The sequence below is a fragment of the Allobosea sp. GW822-FHT03F07 genome (genome assembly GCF_058801345.1).
Window position 1 is genome coordinate 333,868 of sequence record NZ_JBXAND010000005.1, and the last position, 18,702, is coordinate 352,569.

19 protein-coding genes are annotated in these 18,702 nt (G+C 66.6%); 1 reads left to right on the plus strand and 18 read right to left on the minus strand.

Annotation, left to right across the window (positions count from 1 at the left end; all coding sequences use genetic code 11):
• Window positions 1-33 precede the first annotated feature (33 nt).
• From AC1RMY_RS17190 to crcB, 7 genes are all read right to left on the minus strand, one after another.
• The gene (locus AC1RMY_RS17190; RefSeq protein WP_492866535.1) at window positions 34-654 is read right to left on the minus strand and encodes a glutathione S-transferase family protein; all 621 of its coding nucleotides are present in this window, start codon (window positions 652-654) and stop codon (window positions 34-36) included.
• Between the two features lie 140 nt (window positions 655-794).
• A complete protein-coding gene (locus tag AC1RMY_RS17195; protein ID WP_492866537.1) occupies window positions 795-2,795 on the minus strand; it encodes an acetyl-CoA carboxylase biotin carboxylase subunit in 2,001 nt (666 codons plus the stop codon).
• A gap of 265 nt (window positions 2,796-3,060) precedes the next feature.
• The gene (locus AC1RMY_RS17200) at window positions 3,061-3,459 is read right to left on the minus strand and encodes a hypothetical protein (RefSeq protein ID WP_492866539.1); all 399 of its coding nucleotides are present in this window, start codon (window positions 3,457-3,459) and stop codon (window positions 3,061-3,063) included.
• Between the two features lie 421 nt (window positions 3,460-3,880).
• Window positions 3,881-4,570: an HAD-IA family hydrolase gene (locus AC1RMY_RS17205; RefSeq protein WP_492866541.1), complete on the minus strand. Its 690-nt coding sequence runs from the start codon at window positions 4,568-4,570 to the stop codon at window positions 3,881-3,883.
• Between the two features lie 79 nt (window positions 4,571-4,649).
• Window positions 4,650-5,144: a hypothetical protein gene (locus AC1RMY_RS17210; protein WP_492866543.1), complete on the minus strand. Its 495-nt coding sequence runs from the start codon at window positions 5,142-5,144 to the stop codon at window positions 4,650-4,652.
• Between the two features lie 153 nt (window positions 5,145-5,297).
• Window positions 5,298-6,641 (minus strand): RluA family pseudouridine synthase, encoded by a 1,344-nt coding sequence (locus AC1RMY_RS17215; protein WP_492866545.1) that lies wholly within the window; start codon window positions 6,639-6,641, stop codon window positions 5,298-5,300.
• Window positions 6,638-7,021, minus strand: coding sequence for a fluoride efflux transporter CrcB (gene crcB / locus AC1RMY_RS17220; protein ID WP_492866547.1), 384 nt, complete (start codon window positions 7,019-7,021; stop codon window positions 6,638-6,640). Before crcB ends, AC1RMY_RS17215 begins: the two co-directional genes overlap by 4 nt.
• 164 nt (window positions 7,022-7,185) lie before the next feature.
• Here crcB and AC1RMY_RS17225 point away from each other — a divergent pair, with 164 nt between their 5' ends.
• Window positions 7,186-8,469 carry a porin family protein gene (locus tag AC1RMY_RS17225; RefSeq protein ID WP_492866549.1) on the plus strand — a complete coding sequence of 428 codons (1,284 nt, stop codon included), beginning with the start codon at window positions 7,186-7,188 and terminating at the stop codon, window positions 8,467-8,469.
• Between the two features lie 181 nt (window positions 8,470-8,650).
• Here the strand turns inward: AC1RMY_RS17225 and AC1RMY_RS17230 are convergent, their stop codons facing one another.
• The 11 genes from AC1RMY_RS17230 to secY form a co-directional block, all read right to left on the minus strand.
• Window positions 8,651-8,827: a hypothetical protein gene (locus AC1RMY_RS17230; protein ID WP_492866551.1), complete on the minus strand. Its 177-nt coding sequence runs from the start codon at window positions 8,825-8,827 to the stop codon at window positions 8,651-8,653.
• 95 nt (window positions 8,828-8,922) lie between these two features.
• Window positions 8,923-10,233, minus strand: coding sequence for a replication-associated recombination protein A (locus AC1RMY_RS17235; protein WP_492866553.1), 1,311 nt, complete (start codon window positions 10,231-10,233; stop codon window positions 8,923-8,925).
• Entirely contained in the window at window positions 10,230-11,645 is a 1,416-nt protein-coding gene (locus tag AC1RMY_RS17240; RefSeq protein ID WP_492866555.1) for a DegQ family serine endoprotease, read from the minus strand. The genes AC1RMY_RS17235 and AC1RMY_RS17240 overlap by 4 nt, the downstream gene beginning before the upstream one ends.
• A 112-nt stretch (window positions 11,646-11,757) precedes the next feature.
• Window positions 11,758-12,711 carry a tripartite tricarboxylate transporter substrate-binding protein gene (locus AC1RMY_RS17245; protein WP_492866557.1) on the minus strand — a complete coding sequence of 318 codons (954 nt, stop codon included), beginning with the start codon at window positions 12,709-12,711 and terminating at the stop codon, window positions 11,758-11,760.
• A gap of 137 nt (window positions 12,712-12,848) precedes the next feature.
• Complete coding sequence (locus AC1RMY_RS17250; protein WP_492866559.1) at window positions 12,849-13,829, minus strand: alpha/beta hydrolase family protein; 981 nt, start codon at window positions 13,827-13,829, stop codon at window positions 12,849-12,851.
• An 81-nt stretch (window positions 13,830-13,910) separates the two neighbouring features.
• The gene (gene rplQ, locus AC1RMY_RS17255) at window positions 13,911-14,327 is read right to left on the minus strand and encodes a 50S ribosomal protein L17 (RefSeq protein ID WP_327527009.1); all 417 of its coding nucleotides are present in this window, start codon (window positions 14,325-14,327) and stop codon (window positions 13,911-13,913) included.
• Between the two features lie 112 nt (window positions 14,328-14,439).
• A complete protein-coding gene (locus AC1RMY_RS17260) occupies window positions 14,440-15,456 on the minus strand; it encodes a DNA-directed RNA polymerase subunit alpha (RefSeq protein ID WP_492866561.1) in 1,017 nt (338 codons plus the stop codon).
• 88 nt (window positions 15,457-15,544) lie between these two features.
• Window positions 15,545-15,934 carry a 30S ribosomal protein S11 gene (gene rpsK, locus AC1RMY_RS17265; RefSeq protein WP_043237079.1) on the minus strand — a complete coding sequence of 130 codons (390 nt, stop codon included), beginning with the start codon at window positions 15,932-15,934 and terminating at the stop codon, window positions 15,545-15,547.
• Between the two features lie 114 nt (window positions 15,935-16,048).
• Window positions 16,049-16,417, minus strand: coding sequence for a 30S ribosomal protein S13 (gene rpsM / locus AC1RMY_RS17270; RefSeq protein WP_327527007.1), 369 nt, complete (start codon window positions 16,415-16,417; stop codon window positions 16,049-16,051).
• A gap of 237 nt (window positions 16,418-16,654) precedes the next feature.
• The gene (locus AC1RMY_RS17275; protein WP_492866563.1) at window positions 16,655-17,239 is read right to left on the minus strand and encodes an adenylate kinase; all 585 of its coding nucleotides are present in this window, start codon (window positions 17,237-17,239) and stop codon (window positions 16,655-16,657) included.
• Window positions 17,239-18,576, minus strand: a complete 1,338-nt coding sequence (gene secY, locus AC1RMY_RS17280) for a preprotein translocase subunit SecY (RefSeq protein WP_492866564.1) — start codon at window positions 18,574-18,576, stop codon at window positions 17,239-17,241. Before secY ends, AC1RMY_RS17275 begins: the two co-directional genes overlap by 1 nt.
• Window positions 18,577-18,702: the final 126 nt, after the last annotated feature.

Here is an 18,702-nt window from a genome sequence, read left to right on the forward strand (position 1 = left end):
GCGCTCCCGGATCAAGACGCGCCCCGATCACCGTCAGGTGACCGGCAGGGCCAGCGCAGGCTTGGCTGCCGGGCGGGCAAAGAGCGTCTCATACCAGCGCCGCACATGCGGCCGCTCGGTCTTCTCCACCGGCATGTTCAGCCAGCGATGCGCGCCGCAGCCCGCCGTGATGTCGGCCATACCGAAGCGCTCGCCGGCAAGAAAGCTGCGCGTCGAGAGGTGATTGTCGAGGATCTCCATCAGCCGCTCGGCCTTGGCGGCGCTGGCCGCGATCTTCTCCGGATCCATGTACTCGGGCACTTTGCGCACCACGCCCCAGAGCACCGGCGCCAGCGCCGGCTGCAGCTCCGACTGCATCCAGTCCATCCAGCGGTCGGCATCGGCGCGCAGGGCCGGATCCTCCTCCCAGATCCAGCCCGATCCATAGCGCGCCGCGAGATAGCGCACGATGCTGTTGGATTCCCAGATGCAGACCTCGCCATCCTCCAGCACCGGAATCTGGGCATTCGGATTCTTGGAGAGGAAGACCGGCTCGCGCAGCCCCCCGAACGAACCGCCGCAATCGATGCGCTCGAAGCTCTGGCCGACCTCGCCCGCCGCCCAGACCGCCTTCTGGACATTGATGGAGCTGATCCGCCCCCAGATCGTCAGCATGCAAATCTCCGCAATCCCGTCATGCTCGCCCTTGTGGCGAGCATCCACGTCTTGAACACTGCACTCGATCAGCGACGACGTGGATGGTCGGGACAAGCCCGACCATGACGAACCCGCGAGCGGTCGTCTGCGCGCCCACGTCAGGCGAATTCCATGATCACGGCATCGACGGCGAGCGAATCGCCCTCCTTCGCCAGGATCTTGGCGATGGTCGCATCCTTCTCGGCGCGCAGCACGTTTTCCATCTTCATCGCCTCGACCATGCAGAGCGCCTCGCCAGCCTTGACCTCCTGGCCGAGCTTGACCGAGATCGCCTTGACCACGCCGGGCATCGGACAGAGCAGGAACTTGCCCGTGTCGGCCGCGACCTTCTCCGGCATCAGTGCGGCAAGCTCCGCCTCGCGCGGCGTGTGGACATGGGCGTTGGCATAAGCCCCGGCATGCCCGAGCGCGACGCCGTTCAGGATCGAGCGCACCTGTGCCGCGATCGCGACGCCGTCGAGCGTGCCGCGCCAGACCGGCTCGCCCGGGCGCCAGTCGCTGACGACCGACAGGCTGCGGGAACCGAAGCCGATCACCACCGCCTCGCCCTGCTCGCTCACCTCGCCCTCGAAGCGCTCCCCGCCGAGGACGACGATGCGCGTGCGCTCGAAGGAAACCTTGCGCCAGCCTTCCATCTGCGCCGAGACATGGCGCTTGCGCTGGTTGAGCTTATGGTCGCAGGCGATCGCGAGCGCAGCCATCCGCAGCGCGACCTCGCCTTCCGGCGCCGGCAGCGAGAACCCTTCCGGGAATTCCTCGGCGATGAAGCCGGTCGAGAGATTCCCCGAGATCCAGCGCGGATGATGCATCAGCGCCGAGACGAAGGGGATGTTGTGGCGGATGCCGTCGATGGCGAAGGCATCGAGCGCGCGCGCCTGCGCCTCGATCGCGGCCACACGCGTCGGCGCATGCGTCACGAGCTTGGCGATCATCGGGTCGTAATAGATCGAGATCTCGCCGCCCTCATACACGCCGGTGTCATTGCGCACCGTGGCCTCGCCATCCGGCCCTTCCGCCGGCGGGCGATAGGTCACGAGCCGGCCGGTCGAGGGCAGGAAGCTGCGCGTCGGATCCTCGGCATAGACGCGGCTCTCCACCGCCCAGCCGTTCAGCTTCACATCGGCCTGCGACAGCGCGAGCTTCTCGCCATAGGCGACGCGGATCATCTGCTCGACCAGATCGATGCCGGTGACCATCTCGGTCACCGGATGCTCGACCTGAAGACGCGTGTTCATCTCGAGGAAATAAAACGACTTGTCCTGTCCGGCGACGAACTCGACCGTTCCGGCGGAATCATAATTCACGGCCTTGGCCAGCGCGACGGCCTGCTCGCCCATCTTGCGGCGCGTCGCCTCGTCGAGCAGCGGCGACGGCGCCTCCTCGACGACCTTCTGGTTGCGGCGCTGGATCGAGCACTCGCGCTCGCCGAGATAGATGACGTTGCCATGCTTGTCGCCGAGCACCTGGATCTCGATATGGCGCGGATCGACGATGAACTTCTCGACGAAGACGCGGTCGTCGCCGAAGGACGACGCGGCCTCCGACTTCGCTCGCGCGAACCCCTCCGCCACCTCGTCCGCCGAGTAAGCGATGCGCATGCCCTTGCCGCCACCGCCGGCGGAGGCCTTGATCATCACGGGATAGCCGATCTCGTCGGCGATCTTCACCGCATGGTCGGGGCTCTCGATCACGCCGAGATGGCCGGGCACCGTCGAGACCTTCGCTGCAGCGGCCGCCTTCTTCGACTCGATCTTGTCGCCCATCGCGGCGATCGCGCCCGGATTGGGGCCAATGAAGACGATGCCGTTGTCCTTCAGTGCCTGGGCGAAGGCCTCGCGCTCGGAGAGGAAGCCATAGCCCGGATGCACGGCCTGCGCGCCCGTCGCCTTGCAGGCCTCGATGATCTTCTCGATCACCAGATAGGATTGGGCGGCGGCGGGCGGGCCGATATGCATGGCCTCATCGGCCATCTCGACATGCAGGGCGTCCCGATCCGCGTCCGAATAGACCGCGACGGTCTTGATGCCCATGCGCCGCGCCGTCTTGATGACCCGGCAGGCGATCTCGCCGCGGTTCGCGATCAGGATCTTCGAGAACATGCGTGGCGCCTCCCCGGCCGTCGATAAGCCTTGAAGCATGTCGTCGTCCGAAAACCGGTTCCCGCTTTTCGGCGGCATGCTCTGAAGCTCAGTTAGAGCATGTCGGACGAAACCGGCTACCGGTTTTTCGCACAGCCCCAATGGCGAAACCCGGATCGGCGCGCCAGGCTGACGCATCAATCCGGGTTCGGGTGTATGGGACGCCGCGCGCGGCGTCCACCGATGCGAAAGTCGAGATGGCGGGGCGCGCCCGCGCCCAGAGCCGTCAGCTCGCCAGCAGCACGCGCTCGGGGCTGAAGCGCATCGGCGCGGCGGTGCCCTTGTCGAGCGCAAAGCCGATCAGCAGCTCGTCGCAGCGCTCCGCCTCGCGCACGATCTCGAAGGCGATGCGGCGCGCGGTCCGCGTGGGCCCCTCGCCGGCCGAGAGCGTCGTCACCAGCCAATGCGCCTTGTCGCGATCGATGACGCCCGTCGGCCGGTTTTGCCAGACGGCGAAATCGACGACGAGCTGGACCAGATATTCGCCGAACGCCTCGCAGCGTTCCGGCACGGCCCGGTCGAGCGCGATCAGCACATCGACCGCATCGCGCGTCAGAACGGCATCATCCAGAATATCGCGCTGAAGAAACTTGACGTCTTCATGATCGATGACGAGACGATCCATCACACGATCGACGAATTCACGAAGCTCATGACCAATCATTGTTCGACCCCTGTCCGACTTTGTTTTGTGCCGGTACGTTCCCGCTGTGGGGACACCATGGATCGACGCTCGCCATCAGGTGGTTAACGTGCAAATCTGAACGCGTGTTCAGGTTAAACGGCCCTGATCGGACGTGGTTGCGAGGATGTTACTGGTAAGGCAGCCGGCTGGCCCGGACCGTGCTGTGTTCTCTCGGAACCGCATCGTCATCCCGGGCTTGCCCCGGGATCCATCGCAGGGCTCCGGAACGCTGCGATGGATCCCGGATCTCCGCGGAGTTTATCCTTGGGCCGATCGAAGATCGGACCCGAGGGCTGCGTCCGGGATGACGGCGTGGTTCCGTGGAAAAGGCCGCTCCAAGCCCCGGCGATGACGCCCGCCCTCAGGCCGGCTCGCCGATTGCAGACTGGTCCAACAGCCCCAGCACGCCCGGCAGATCGACGCAGTTGTCGAGCACATGGCGGGCGCCCAGCGCGACAAGGCTCGCGGCAGGCTGGAAACCCCAGGACACTGCGACAGGGACGACGCCGGCCGCGACGGCCATCTCGATGTCGAAGGAACTGTCGCCCACCATCGCGGTCCGCTCCGGCGCAGCCCCGGTCTCGGCCATCGCCCGCAGGATCATGCCGGGATGAGGTTTCGACGGCGCGTCATCCGCGCTCTGGACGGTGGCGAACAGGTCCTGCCAGCCATGCCGCTCGATGATGTATTCGGCCCCGCGACGGGACTTGCCGGTCGCGACGCCGAGCTTGAGCCCCGGATGCGCGGCCAGCGCCGCCAGCGTTTCCGGCACACCGGGAAAGAGCGGCTCGTCGAACGACGCATCGCTCTGCGCCTGCCGCCGCATCGCGCCGAACACCTCCCTGTAGGTGTCGGTCAGCGCCTCGTCCGGCTCGGCGAGCCCCGCCAGCCGCATCAACGCAATGTTGAGGGTGAGCCCGACGACACCCAGCCCGGCCTCGCGACCTGGATGCACGAGGCCATGCCGCGCGAAGGTCTCGACCTGTGCACCGAGCAGGATCGCCTCGGAGTTGATCAGCGTGCCGTCGAGATCGAAGATGATGAGGTCCATGACGGCGGCTTAACCCGGATCGCCATGGCGATCCAATGCCTGTCGGTCATGGCCCCCTCTCATCAATCTTCCGCATCCGTCAGGAACGCGCCTCGCGGGCGCAAGCGTCGACGGCCTTGCGCAGATCCTCGCCGTCGAGCCCCTTGCCGCGCGCCTCCTTGCGGCATTCGGCACGCTGGGCGAGATCGGGCCGCTTGGCGTTGAAGCAGGCGACAAGCGCGGCGGTGCGCGTCGAGCCCGAAAGCCCGCGCCCGTCGACCTCTTCCTTGCAGGCCGCCCGCGTCGCCACCGCCGTCGGCTTGCCGTCCCGGGTTACGCCGTCGCGGGCATAGAGTTGCACGCCTGGGAACTTCGCCTGGATGCAGTCGCGCATCGCGGCCCTGAGATCGTCGCCGGAGAGCGCGACATGCTCGGCCAGGCAGTCCTGGCGGGCCTTGGCTCGCTCGGCGCGCGGCACCGGCTCGTCGGATGTCGCTGAGGCGCCACGCGTGGCGGGCGTAGCCTGGCTCTGGGCGAAGGCTGGAACGGCAGCCGTCAGAACGAGGCCGACGAGCAGGGAGGCGAAACGGATCATCGGAGCACCTGCGTTGGAATGATGGGAACAAAATTAGAACACAATCCAATTTGTTCCGCAATCGTTCTCTTGCGTCATTCTCGGGCGGAGCAAAGCGCAAACCCAAGAATCTCTTGCAGGAGATGCACGGGTCGGGCCCGAGCATGACGATCATCACGCATCCGGCGCGTCGACGATCGGGTCGTAGCGCTCGTCCTCGAAGCCGAGCAGGTTCCAGGACTGGCGCATATGCGGCGGCAGCGGCGCGCTGACGTCGATCGTGCCCTTGCCGCGCGGATGCGGCAGCACGATGCGCCGCGCCAGCAGATGCAGCTTGTTCTGGATGCCGCCGGGCAGCTCCCAGTTCTGGATGTTGAAGTATTTGGGATCCCCCACGATCGGATGGCCGATATGGGCGGCATGCGCGCGCAACTGGTGGGTCCGCCCCGTGACCGGCTTCAGCGAGAGCCAGGCGAGCTTCTGCGCCGCGGTCTCGACGATCGCGTAATAGGTCACGGCATGCATCGCGCCGTCCTCGCCATGCTTGGCGACCGCCATGCGCTGGTCGCCGTCATAGGCTTCCTCGCGGGCGAGATAGGTCGAGATCCGGCCCTGCTTGACGCGCGGCACGCCTGCCACCAGCGCCCAGTAGACCTTGCGGGCCGAGCGCGAGCGGAAGGTCTTGGCCAGCGTCGCCGCGGCGAAACGCGACTTGGCGATGACGAGGCAACCGGCCGTGTCCTTGTCGAGCCGGTGCACGAGGCGCGGCTTCTGCCCGCTCTTGTCGGTCAGCGCCTCCAGCATCTGGTCAACATGGCGCGTCGTGCCGGAACCGCCCTGCACGGCGAGCCCGGCCGGCTTGTTCAGGACGATGACGTCATCGTCTTCATAGAGCGTGATCGAGCGCAGGAACTCGACCGTATCGGTATCGGCCTTGAGCGAGCGCGGGCGCTGCTCCTGCGGCTCGAGCTTGAGCGGCGGGATGCGGACCGTCTGGCCCTCTTCGAGCCGGTCCTTGGCATCGACGCGCTTGCCGTTGACGCGCAACTCGCCCTTCCGGACGATACGCTGGATATGGCTGAAGGAAAGCTGCGGGAAACGGTTTTCGAGGAAGCGGTCGATCCGCATCTCGTGCTCGTCCGCGCTGACCACGAGCTGCTGCACGCCGGTGGCGAGCACCTGAGCGGTCTCGGCCTTCACCTCGGCGCGCGTCGGCGCCTCCGTCACCGGAGGCTTGCGCGGTGCTGCGGGCTTGCCGGGCGCTGCAGGCTTGCGAAGCCCGGCAGCACGCGGCGCGGGGTGGTGCGGAGGCGGGTTGCGCGTCGGCCCGGTGCGCACCTCGCCATCCTCGCGGCCCGGCCGTGGTCTGGCCGAAGCGCGCGCAGGGCGGCGCGCATCATGGCTCGGGCGCTTGTCCTTGGCTGCGCCGGCTGGCGGCCGGCCGCCCTGTCGCGACCCTGCCCCGGTTCGCTTACCGTCCGTTCCCTTGCCGCCCGCTCCCTTGCCACCGGTTTTCATGACAGGCTCCGGACGAGTGTGAGGCCGGCGCACAGGGCTGCCAGCGAGAGGATGACGGAGCCGAAGACGTAAGCCGCGGCGAGCCCGGCCTCGCCCCGTTCCCAAAGCATGATGGCATCGAGCGAAAAGGCGGAGAAGGTGGTGAAGCCGCCGAGAATGCCGGTGGCCAGGAAGAGCCTGGCATGCTGCGACCAGTTGCCTTGCGTCTTGAAAGCGAGCCAGCCGGCGATCAGCCCCATTAGGCCTGAGCCGACGATATTGATGAGCATCGTGCCGACGGGAAAGCCGGTGCCGAACCAGCGCGGCGAGACGAGATTGACGCCATGCCGCAGCATGCCGCCAATGCCGGCGCCCAGGAAAACGAGAACAGTGGAGGTCATCGCTCTGCAATAGCCAGCGCATCGCGCGCGCACAAACGAATTCGGGCCCTTGTCGGGCCGCGATCGAACTGAAAGGTGTAAGGTAAGAGTCGCGGCCCAGCGGCCGAGGGGGACGACCGAGGGACATGCAGGAGGCCGCCGAAGGAGCGATGAGGGGGCGAAGCGTGCTGCGCGCGCTCCTGCTCGCCCTCGGCGTCGCGCCGGCCAGTTTCGTCGCCGCCGAGGCCGCCTCGCCGCGCCCGCTCCCGGCCAAGGCCCCGCAATTCGCCCGCAGCTGCCTCATCAAGCCGCCGGACATCGCGCCCCTCTGGCCATCGGGCGACGCCAGCGCATCGACCGATGCGAAGGGCGACGAGGACGCGTCGGACGACGAGAACGGGGACGATGGCGATGACGACGAGGACGACGACGAGGACGACGTTCCGGGCTTGATCCTGCCGGGCTCAGCGACCTGTCTCGCGATCTCGGGCACGATCACCGCCGGTCTCCAGTTCGACAGCTACCGCATTCCCAAGGCCGGCGCCGCCGTGCCGCGGCCGGCCTTCTCCTGGCCGACCACCGCCTCCCTGCGGATCGCGACCTCGCACGACCTTGCTTCCGGCCTGCGTGTCGGCACGGCCTTCGAGATGTCGGTGTCTCCCGCCACGACTGGCCAGCCCGACACCGTGACGATTGATGAGGCGACGGTCAGCGTCGGCACCATGACCTTTGGCTTGACGACCTCGTATTTCAGCTTCTGGACCGGCGACGAGTTTGCCTTCAGCGCCCGCCTCCCGGATCGCAATGCCGGCCTGATCGCCTGGGAGCGCGATCTCACCGACCGCTGGAACCTGGCGCTCTCGCTCGAGGACCCAACGCTGGGGACGACCGCCTCGGTTCCGGTGATCAATGGCCGGGTCCCCGACGGCGTGGCGCGCCTGACCTACACCATGGGCGACCTGACGCTGCACCTCGCCGGCGCACTGCGCGACGCGCCGGGCTCGCCGCCGAAGCTCGGCCGGGCCGGCATCATCGGCGCGACCTATGAGCTGACGGTCCTCGGCCGCCCCGGCGAAATCACCGCCCAGATCGCGGGGGCGACCGATGCCGCGGCCTATATCGGCTCCACGCTCGATGCGACGATCGCGAGACAGATCCTGACCGCGGCCGATTCGTCGCGCGGCTTCTCGGCCGTTCTCGCCGCCCGTCGCGAATGGACCGACGAGCTGGCGAGCAACGTCTATATCAGCCGCTACCAGATCACGGTGCCGTTCGTGGACGCCAGCAAGGGCAAGCTCCGCATCGACCGCATGACCGCCAACCTCGTCTGGACGCCGGTGGAAGGCTTCAAGGCCGGAATCGAGGGCTCGATCGCATGGTCGCGGGTCGCGTTCGAGAACCGGACCATCCCGGCGACGCTCGGCGGGCGCCTGCTCTCCACCCAGCTGTTCTTTGAACGGACGTTCTAGAGCTTGCTTCGTTTTGATAGAAGCGCGGGTCATCCCAGGCGACCGCGGGGAGACCCGGGATCCATTCCTGAGCTCTGATCGGTGAGGTTCCGGAACGGGTCCCGGGTCAAGTCCGGGACGACCCTGTGTTTCCGAGAATAATCAGCATGCGCGAGCGCCAGCGGACCGCCCCGCCGAGGGGCTACGGCTCGCGCTTCAGCAGCGGGTGGACATAAAGCTCGAAGACGATGGTCAGGGCGACGAAGACGAGCGCGACCGCAAAGGCGACGACCCAATAGGCGACGTCGTCCTTCGACACGAACCAGCCCGCGATCAGGGAGGGCACGATAAGGAGAAGCCGCGCGATGAGAGAGATCATGGTCGCTCCGGTCGAGATGGCTGAGACAGGCTCGGCGGCACGATAGCGCGACGCCCGCGCCCTGCCCTTGCGATCGATCAACCCCGCTTCGGCGCTCAGCCCTCACCGCGCTCCTGCCGCAGCTTCTCCCAATATTCCAGCCGCTTCCTGATTTCGCGCTCGAAGCCGCGCTCCGGCGGATCGTAGAAGAGCTGGCGGCCGAGTGCGTCCGGCCAGTAGTTCTGACCCGAGAAGGCGTCGGGCGCGTCGTGGTCGTAGGCATAGTCCGCGCCATAGCCCTCCTGCTTCATCAGCCTGGTCGGCGCATTCAGGATCGTCTTGGGCGGCATCAGCGAGCCGCGCTCGGATGCGACGCGGCGCGCCGCCTTGTAGGCCATGTAGGCGGCGTTCGATTTCGGCGCGGTCGCGAGGTAGATCACGGTGTTGGCCAGCGCGAGTTCGCCCTCCGGCGTGCCGAGCTGCTCATAGGTCTCGGCCGCCGCGCGCGCATGCACCAGCGCCTGCGGGTCGGCGAGGCCGATATCCTCGACCGCCATCCGCACCAGACGCCGCGCCAGGAAGCGCGGATCCTCGCCGGCATCGAGCATGCGGGCGAAGTAGTAGAGCGCCGCATCGGGATCGGAGCCCCGGATCGTCTTGTGCAGGGCGGAGATCAGGTTGTAGTGGCCATCCTGCGCCTTGTCGTAGATCGGTGCGCGGCGCTGGATCACCTCGGCCAGACCCGCCTCGTCGAAGACCTCGCCGGGCTTGGCGGCGCGCCAGAGTTCCTCGGCCAGCGTCAGCACGGCGCGGCCATCGCCATCGGCGAAGCGCGCGAGCGCGGCCTTCGCCTCCGGCGTCAGCGGCAGTTCGCGATTCTCGAGCAGCTCGGCCCGGCCGAGCAGGAACAGCAGCGAGCCCTCGTCGAGCGACTTGAAGGTCAGCACGCGGGCCCGCGACAGCAGCGCCGCATTGAGCGCGAAGGACGGGTTCTCTGTGGTGGCGCCGACCAGGGTGATCGTGCCGTCCTCCATCACCGGCAGGAACGCATCGAGCTGCGCACGGTTGAAGCGATGGATCTCATCGACGAAGAGCAGCGTGCCCTTGCCGCCGAGCCTGCGCCCGCGCGCCTGCTCGAAGACCTTCTTGAGATCGGCGATGCCGGAGAAGATCGCGCTGATCTGCTCGAAACCGAGATCGACCTGCCCCGCCAGCAGCCGCGCCACCGTCGTCTTGCCGGTGCCGGGCGGACCCCAGAAGATCAGGCTGCCGAGCGAGCCGGACTGCACCAGCCGCGTCAGCGCGCCCTCAGGGCCCGTCAGGTGCTCCTGTCCGGCGACCTCCGCCAGCGTCGTCGGGCGCAGGCGGTCGGCAAGCGGGCGCGGGCCGGATTTGTCCAGCCCGGAGGCGGCGAAGAGGTCGCTCACCCCGGAAAGACCGAGGTCACGCTCTGGCCGCCGCGCGAGATCGTGACCTCCCAGGCCCGCTTGCGCTCCTTCAGCGCGTTCTCGACATCGCGCGAATTGACCATGCGCTCGCCGTTCAGGGCCTGGATGATATCGCCCTTCTGGAAGCCGACGCGGGCCGCCGTGCTGCCCTCCTCGATCTCGGCAACGACGACGCCGTCCGTGCCGGCGTCGATCGCGAGTTCCTCGGCCAGGGCCGGCGACAGGTTCATCACGGTCAGCCCGGCCAGCGGCGAGCGGCCCGACAACGTCACCGGCTCGCGCGGCCGCAGTTCGGGCGCCGGGATCAGCTTGACCGGGACGGTTAGCCGCTTGCCGCCGCGCAGCACGGTCAGGGACGCCAAACCACCGAGCGGCCTGGTCGCGAAGCGGTAGCCGAAGGATTCCGGATCATCGACGGCGACGCCGTCGACGGCGAGGATCACGTCGGAGCGGCGCAGGCCACCCTCGGCCGCCGGCCCCTTCTCGACGATACCCGCGACGACCGAGCCGGCGGGACGGTCGAGCCCGAGCCCGTCTGCGACATCCGCCGTCAGCGCCTGGAGGCGCGCGCCGAACCAGGGCCGGCGAACCGTCTTGGCGCCGCTCTTGGCGCTCTCCATCACCACCCGCACCATCGCGGCGGGGATGGCGAAGCCGATGCCGTGGCTACCGCCGGAGCGCGAGAAGATCGCCGTGTTGATGCCGATCACCCGGCCCTGCATATCGACCAGTGCGCCGCCGGAATTGCCGGGATTGATCGCAGCGTCGGTCTGGATGAAGGATTGCGCGTCGCCGACGCCGATCTGCGTGCGCGCCAGAGCCGAGACGATGCCCTGCGTCACCGTCTGCCCGACGCCGAAGGGATTGCCGATCGCCAGCACGATGTCGCCGATCTCGACCTTGTCGGAATCGGCCAGCTCGATCGCGGTCAGATCCTTGGCGCTCTTGAGCTTGAGCACGGCGAGATCGGTGCGCGGATCGCGCAGCAGGATCGTCGCCTCGACCTCACGCTTGTCGGCGAAGGCGACCTTGACCTCGCTCATACCCTCAATGACGTGGTTGTTGGTCACCACCAGCCCGCTGGCATCGACGACGACACCGGAACCGAGCGAGCGCTGCACCCGCTCCTGCGGCACGCCGAAGCCGCGATCGCCGAAAAAGCGGCGGAAGAACGGATCATCCATGAAGGGATTGCGCGGCTGCTTCTCGACCCGCGCGCCATAGACGTTGACGACGGCCCCGGCACTCTTCTTCACCACCCCGGCGAAGGAAAGCGAGATTTCCTGGCGGGACTCGGGCACCTGCCGCTGCTGCGCCTGCCCAAAGGCGGGCAGCGCCGTCAGCACGGCAACCGCGAGGGCCCCTCGGAAGAAGGTGGCTCGGCCCAGCATCTGGCATCTCCTCTGCGATCGGCACGACTCAAGGGCAGAGATAGGCCGATGGCAGAGCTATTTCCAGCCGCCCGAGCAGGACGAGCCGGCCAGCCTCAGAGCTGCTGCGGCCTCACTTGTCGCTGAGCAGCACGCGGTATTTCTCGATCTCACCGGGCACCATCGCCGCGACGAAGGCCGGCGTCATCTCGTCCGGGCTCGGAACGACGGAGGACAGCTCCTTGAACCGGCCTTGCAGGTTCGCGCTCGCCAGCGCCGTCCGCAGCGCCCCGTTCAACTTGGCGATGATCGGTTCGGGCGTGTTCTTCGGCACGAAGATCGCGTTCCAGCCCTGCGCCTGGAAGGCCGGCAGGCCAGCCTCCGCCGCGGTCGGCACATCAGGCAGGCTCGCCAGCCGCGACGGCGTCGCGACGGCGAGCGCCTTCACCTTCTCGCCCATGACGGCCCCCGACAGCGAGGTCGCCGCATCGCAGACGCCGTCGATCTGCCCGCCCATCAGATCGTTCAGAGCCGGCCCCGCGCCGCGATAGCTCACCAGCGCCACATCGACGCCCGCGGCCTTGATGAAGTTCCGGCAGATCAGATAGTTCGACGAGCCGACGCCGGCATGGCCGAGGCTGACCTTGCCCGGATTGGCCTTGGCATAGGCGACGAACTCCATCAGCGTCTTCGCCGGGAAATCGAGCTTCAGCGCGATCATCGGCGAGGTCTTGGCGACGAGGCCGACCGGCGCGAAATCCGCCTGGGTGTATTTCAGGTCCGGATAGATCGTGTAGGAGGCGGCGTTGGTGCCGCTGTTCCCGATCACGATGGTGTAGCCGTCCGGCTCCGCCTTCGCCGCGCGCGACAAGGCCGTCGCGCCACCGGCGCCGCCCATGTTCTCCATCACGATGCGCTGGCCGAGCACGCGACCCATCTCGTCGCCGACGAGCCGCGCGATCACATCCGACGAGCCGCCGGCGGCGAAGGGCACGATCATGGTGATCGCCTTGGAGGGGTATTGGTCCTGAGCCTGCGCCGACAAGGGGACGACGGCGGCCAGGAGAGCCAGAGCAGCGCATTTCATACGATTTCCCTCATCGTGCCGGGCTTGCTTTGATGACGGCCTCAAGCCGCTGTTCCCGGTTCGAGCAAGGCTAGCATCCACGCCATGACTGAGAAAGCCGCAGCGTCGGCAACAATCGAGTGTACGAGACAGCCCGATCAAAGGGAAGAGATGCAGCCCCGCGCGACCTCGAACGATGTCCTCACCACGCCGTGATGATCCGGCCCCCGACCTTCCGTTTCGACGACTTCGACGCCGTGCCCGGCCTCCCGAAGCCGCTTCACCCAGTCAAGCTGCATGGCGAAAGGCGTATTCTGATCCCTGGGATCGCCGACCACGACAAGACGACGTGCCGGGTCGCGAACAATGCCCGCGATGTGGTCGATGCTCTCATAGGCGTCGCAATAGCCGGTCACATCGCACCCCGGACGCGACTGTTGGCCGAGCAGCTTGCGCCTGAACTCGGCTCTGGCGCTAACGGCGTAGACGCCCGAGCCCATGACCGCACAGGCGATGCCTCTCGCGCCCAACGTCAGCACCGCGCCAATCGCCGCGCTGCCGCCCGACTGCCCGACAAGCACGACCTTGGGACCGCGATACCGGTCACGAAGAACCTCGATCGCAGTAGCAATGCTGTGGAACTCCTTAGCACGACGGCGCTGCTTGTGATCCCCTGACGATCCGAAGACTCCAGGCCTTGCCAGAAGAAGATAGGTCACACCAGCCTTGAACGATCGCCGACGCATGTTGCGGATCAGCGCCTCCGGCGTGATCGCCTCGTAGTCGCCGATCGGCTTTCGCCCGCTGAGGTGATCCCCGTGCAGGTAGATGACGAGGGTCTCCGGCGGGGCCTGGTCGTGCTTCGGCGCCGGATGAGACGCATAGGTCGCCAGACACTCCGTTCCGAGCTTATGCGAAACCCAGACGGCGCCCTCTTCTTCGGCGCATCTTCTTTCGTCCGCTTGCGTTCCCTCCACAAGATCACGAGGAGGAAATCCTGTGGCTGGATTGTCCCGCTTTTGCGCATCGCCCGGGACGATCCAGCACAACAGGAGAATGGTCGTGACCAGCGAGGACCAAACGAGACGCGAGACGGGCAGACAGCCTCCGCCGCGTGAACCCGAGCCGTAACGCCGCATCCGTTTCCCCCGAAATCTAGGCAAGAAAAAAGGGTGGCCCGAAGACCACCCTTTTAAAATTGATCATTCGACCAAGCCGGCTCAGGCCGCCTCGTCTTCCGCCGTGAAGACTGGGCCCGAATCCTGGCCCTTGGCATCGACGTCGCGATCGACGAACTCGATCACGGCGAGCGGCGCGTTGTCGCCGAAGCGGAAGCCTGCCTTCATGATGCGCAGATAGCCGCCATTGCGCTCCTTGTAGCGCGGGCCGAGCACGGCGAAGAGCTTGCCGACCAGGGCGACGTCCTTGATCTGCGCGATCGCCTGGCGGCGGGCATGCAGGTCGCCGCGCTTGGCAAGCGTCACCAGCTTCTCGACGACCGGACGCAGGTCCTTGGCCTTCGGCAGCGTGGTGGTGATCTGCTCGTGCTTGATCAGGGCCTGGGACATGTTGGCGAACATCGCCTTGCGATGCTCAGCCGAGCGGTTGAAACGACGACCGCGAAAACCGTGACGCATGATATGGCTCCTTCGATGATTACGGCCGCCGTGCCACGGTACGGCCGTTCTTTATGCTCCGCTGCTCATGCACCGGGCGGGAAAACGGCGCGGGACAGTGCCCGCGCCGGGATCAGTAATGCTCCTCGAAGCGCTTCGCGAGCTCTTCGATGTTCTCCGGCGGCCAGCCGGTGACGTCCATACCGAGATGCAGGCCCATGGTGGCGAGCACTTCCTTGATCTCGTTCAGCGACTTGCGGCCGAAGTTCGGGGTGCGCAGCATCTCGCCCTCCGACTTCTGGATGAGGTCGCCGATATAGACGATGTTGTCGTTCTTCAGGCAGTTCGCCGAACGCACCGAAAGCTCGAGCTCGTCGACCTTCTTGAGCAGCGCCGGGTTGAAGGGCAGCTGCGGCGCGGTCGAGACGGCCTCTTCCTTGCGCGGCTCCTCGAAGGTGATGAACACCGCGAGCTGGTCCTGCAGAATGCGGGCGGCCAGCGCCAGCGCGTCCTCGGGCGTCACCGAGCCGTTGGTCTCGATGTTCAGGGTCAGCATGTCGCGGTCGAGATTCTGGCCCTCGCGGGTGTTTTCGACGCGGTAGGACACCTTCTTGACCGGCGAATACAGGCTGTCGACCGGGATCAGGCCGATCGGCGCGTCTTCCGGACGGTTCTGCTCGGAGGGGACATAGCCCTTGCCGGTGTTGACCGTGAACTCCATGCGGATCTCGGAGCCCTCGTCCAGCGTGCAGAGCACGAGGTCGGGATTCAGGATCGAGACGTCGCCGATGGTGTTGATGTCGCCGGCCGTGACGGTGCCCGGACCGGTCTTGCGCAGGGTCATGCGCTTGGGGCCCTCGCCCTGCATCTTGACCGCGATGGCCTTGATGTTGAGGACGATGTCGGTGACGTCCTCGCGGACGCCCGGGATCGACGAGAACTCATGCAGCACGCCGTCGATCTGGACGGCGGTGACCGCCGCACCCTGGAGCGAGGACAAAAGCACGCGACGCAGCGCGTTGCCGAGCGTCATGCCGAAGCCACGCTCCAGCGGACGGGCGATGACGGTCGCCTGACGCTTCGGGTCGTCCCCGACCTTGACTTCGAGCTTGTTGGGCTTTGACAGATCCTGCCAGTTCTTGCTGATCACGACCGCACTCCTGGTGCTTGAATTCAATGGCGGCGGCGGGCCGCCCCGGACAGGCGCCCGCCGGTGCGGACGCCTCAAGGATCACAGATCAGACGCGACGGCGCTTGCGCGGACGGCAGCCGTTATGCGGGATCGGCGTCACGTCGCGGATCGAGGTCACGGTGAAGCCGGCGGCCTGCAGAGCGCGCAGGGCCGATTCACGTCCCGAACCCGGGCCGGTGACTTCGACTTCCAGCGTGCGCATGCCGTGCTCGGCAGCCTTGCGGGCGGCGTCCTCGGCGGCGACCTGGGCGGCATAGGGGGTCGACTTGCGCGAGCCCTTGAAGCCCATCGTGCCGGCGGACGACCACGAGATCGTGTTGCCCTGCGCGTCGGTGATGGTGATCATGGTGTTGTTGAACGAGGCGTTCACATGGGCGACGCCGGAGACGATGTTCTTGCGTTCCCTACGGCGAACGCGCTGGGCTTCCTTGGCCATGGTCTTTTCTCTTGTCCTTCAGGCGCGCCCGTGATGCCAGGCGCTGGGGATGCCGCCCGCCCCGCTGGGGTCAGGCGGCGCAAAGCAGCGGGCCGGAATACCGGCCCGCCGAAATCACTTCTTCTTGCCGGCGATCGGCTTCGCCTTGCCCTTGCGGGTGCGGGCGTTGGTGTGGGTGCGCTGGCCGCGGACCGGCAGCGAACGGCGATGGCGCAGGCCGCGATAGCAGCCGAGATCCATCAGGCGCTTGATGTTCATCGAGACTTCGCGACGCAGGTCGCCCTCGACGAGATAGTCGCGGTCGATCGTCTCGCGAATCTGCAGAACCTCGGCGTCGGTCAGCTGGTTGACCCGGCGCTCGTCGACGATGCCGACCTTCTCGCAGATTTCCTTGGCCTTGGCCGCGCCGATGCCGTGGATGTACTGCAGGCCGATGACGACGCGCTTGTTGGTCGGAATGTTGACGCCCGCGATACGAGCCATGATCGTCTCTCCATGTCGGCCGGTCGACACCCAATGGCGCACCGGCGGTTATCGATGACCTCGCGCCGGTGGAGGCCGGCCCCTGCGAAGCGTTGAGCCCGTCCCATGCGGGAATGCGACGTCGCCCCTTCTCGCGAAGGTAACGGCATCGCTGGCATGAAACCGGAAGTGGGGTCGTTAGTCGCTTGAGCGCGACGAGTCAACCCGCCGCGACCAAGAATCGTGCCAAGGCGGAAATCAGTGTCCCGCCAGCGCCTTCTCGATCTCTGCCGTAACGGCGTCGATCGGCTGCATGCCGTCGATGTCGATGACCTGGCCGCGCGCGGCATAGTACGGCGCGACCACCGCAGTATCGCGGTTATAGGCCTCGAGCCGGGTCTTGAAGACCTCGGGATCGTCATCCTTGCGGACCGGCTGCCCGGCGGCCTTGGCCTCCTCCGCGCGCTTGACGATGCGGTCGACGAGCTTGCTCTGGTCGACCTTGAGCTCGAGCACGGTGTCGAGCTTCAGACCCTTGGAGGCGAGCATCTTGTCCAGCGCCTCGGCCTGCGCCAGCGTGCGCGGGAACCCGTCGAGGATGAAGCCCTTCTTCGCATCCGGCTCTTCGATGCGGTCGGCGACGATGCCGATGACGATCTCGTCCGAGACCAGCCCGCCCGCATCCATCACCGCCTTGGCCTTGACGCCGATCGGCGTGCCGGCAGCGACGGCCGCGCGCAGCATGTCGCCGGTCGAAAGCTGCGGAATGCCATGCTTCGCGACGATGCGCGCAGCCTGAGTGCCCTTGCCCGCCCCCGGCGGCCCCAGGAATATGAGTCGCATCAGCGCTTCGCTCCTCGCAGCTTCGCTTTCTTCACCAGCCCCTCATACTGATGGGCCAGCAAATGCCCGTGAACTTGCGCCACGGTATCCATGGTCGTCGTCACCACGATCAGCAGCGACGTGCCGCCGAGCAGGATGATCGGTATCTGGGCATAGGTGATCATGAACTCGGGGATAAGGCAGACGATAGTCAAATAGCCGGCGCCGAGCACGGTGATCCGCGTCAGCACGCGGTCGATATGCTCCGCGGTGCGCTCGCCCGGCCGGATGCCCGGCATGAAGCCGCCATGCTTCTTGAGGTTGTCCGCCGTCTCGACCGGGTTGAACACGATCGCGGTGTAGAAGAAGCAGAAGAAGATGATCAGCGCCGCATAGAGGATCATGAACAGCGGCCGGCCATGGGCCAGATAGGTCGCGATCGTCGACAGCAGGCCGGTGCCGCCGGAGGCCTGCGAGAAGCTCGCGATCGTGGTCGGCAGCAGCAGCAGCGAAGAGGCGAAGATCGGCGGGATGACACCGGCCGTGTTGAGCTTCAGCGGCAGGAACGAGGTCTGGCCCTCATACATCCGGTTGCCGACCTGGCGCTTGGGATAGTTGATCAGCAGGCGCCGCTGGGCCCGCTCCATGAACACGCAGAAGGCGATGACGCAGATCGCCATGACCAGGATCAAAAGCAGCAGGCCGGTCGAGATCGCGCCCTGGCGGCCGAGCTCGAGGGTCTGCGCGAGCTGCGACGGAAATTCGGCGATGATGCCCGCGAAGATGATCATCGAGGTGCCGTTGCCGATGCCGCGGCTGGTGATCTGCTCGCCCAGCCAGAGCAGGAACATCGTGCCGCCGACCAGCGTGATCGTGGTCGAAAGCAGGAAGAACGGACCGGGTTCGAGCACCAGGTTGCCGGAGCCCTGAAGACCCACGCCGATGCCATAGGCTTGGAACACCGCCAGCACGAGCGTCAGGTAGCGCGTGTACTGGTTCAGGATCTTGCGGCCCTGCTCGCCTTCCTTCTTCAGCGCCTCGAAGGTCGGGATGACGCTGGACAGGAGCTGGATGATGATCGAGGCCGAGATGTACGGCATGATCGCCAACGCGAAGATCGCCAGACGGCCGACCGCACCGCCGGAAAACATGTTGAACAGGCCGAGCACGCCTGACTGCGACTGCTTGAACAGATCAGCGACGGCGTCAGGGTTCATGCCGGGCAGCGGGATATAGGTGCCGAGCCGGTAGATGATTAGCGCACCGAGCGTGAACCAGATGCGCTTCTTCAGCTCGTCCGCCTTGGCGAACGCCCCGAAATTCAGGTTTGAAGCAAGCTGTTCAGCCGCCGATGCCATGCGTCTGGTCCTTGGGTGATGTCGTCATTCGGTCGTCAGACAGTCGAACGGCGGCCAGGGCTTCTGGCCCGGCCGCCGTTCGCGAGTCGTCATGTAAGCGCGAGAGCCGGATGGTTCCAGATAAAA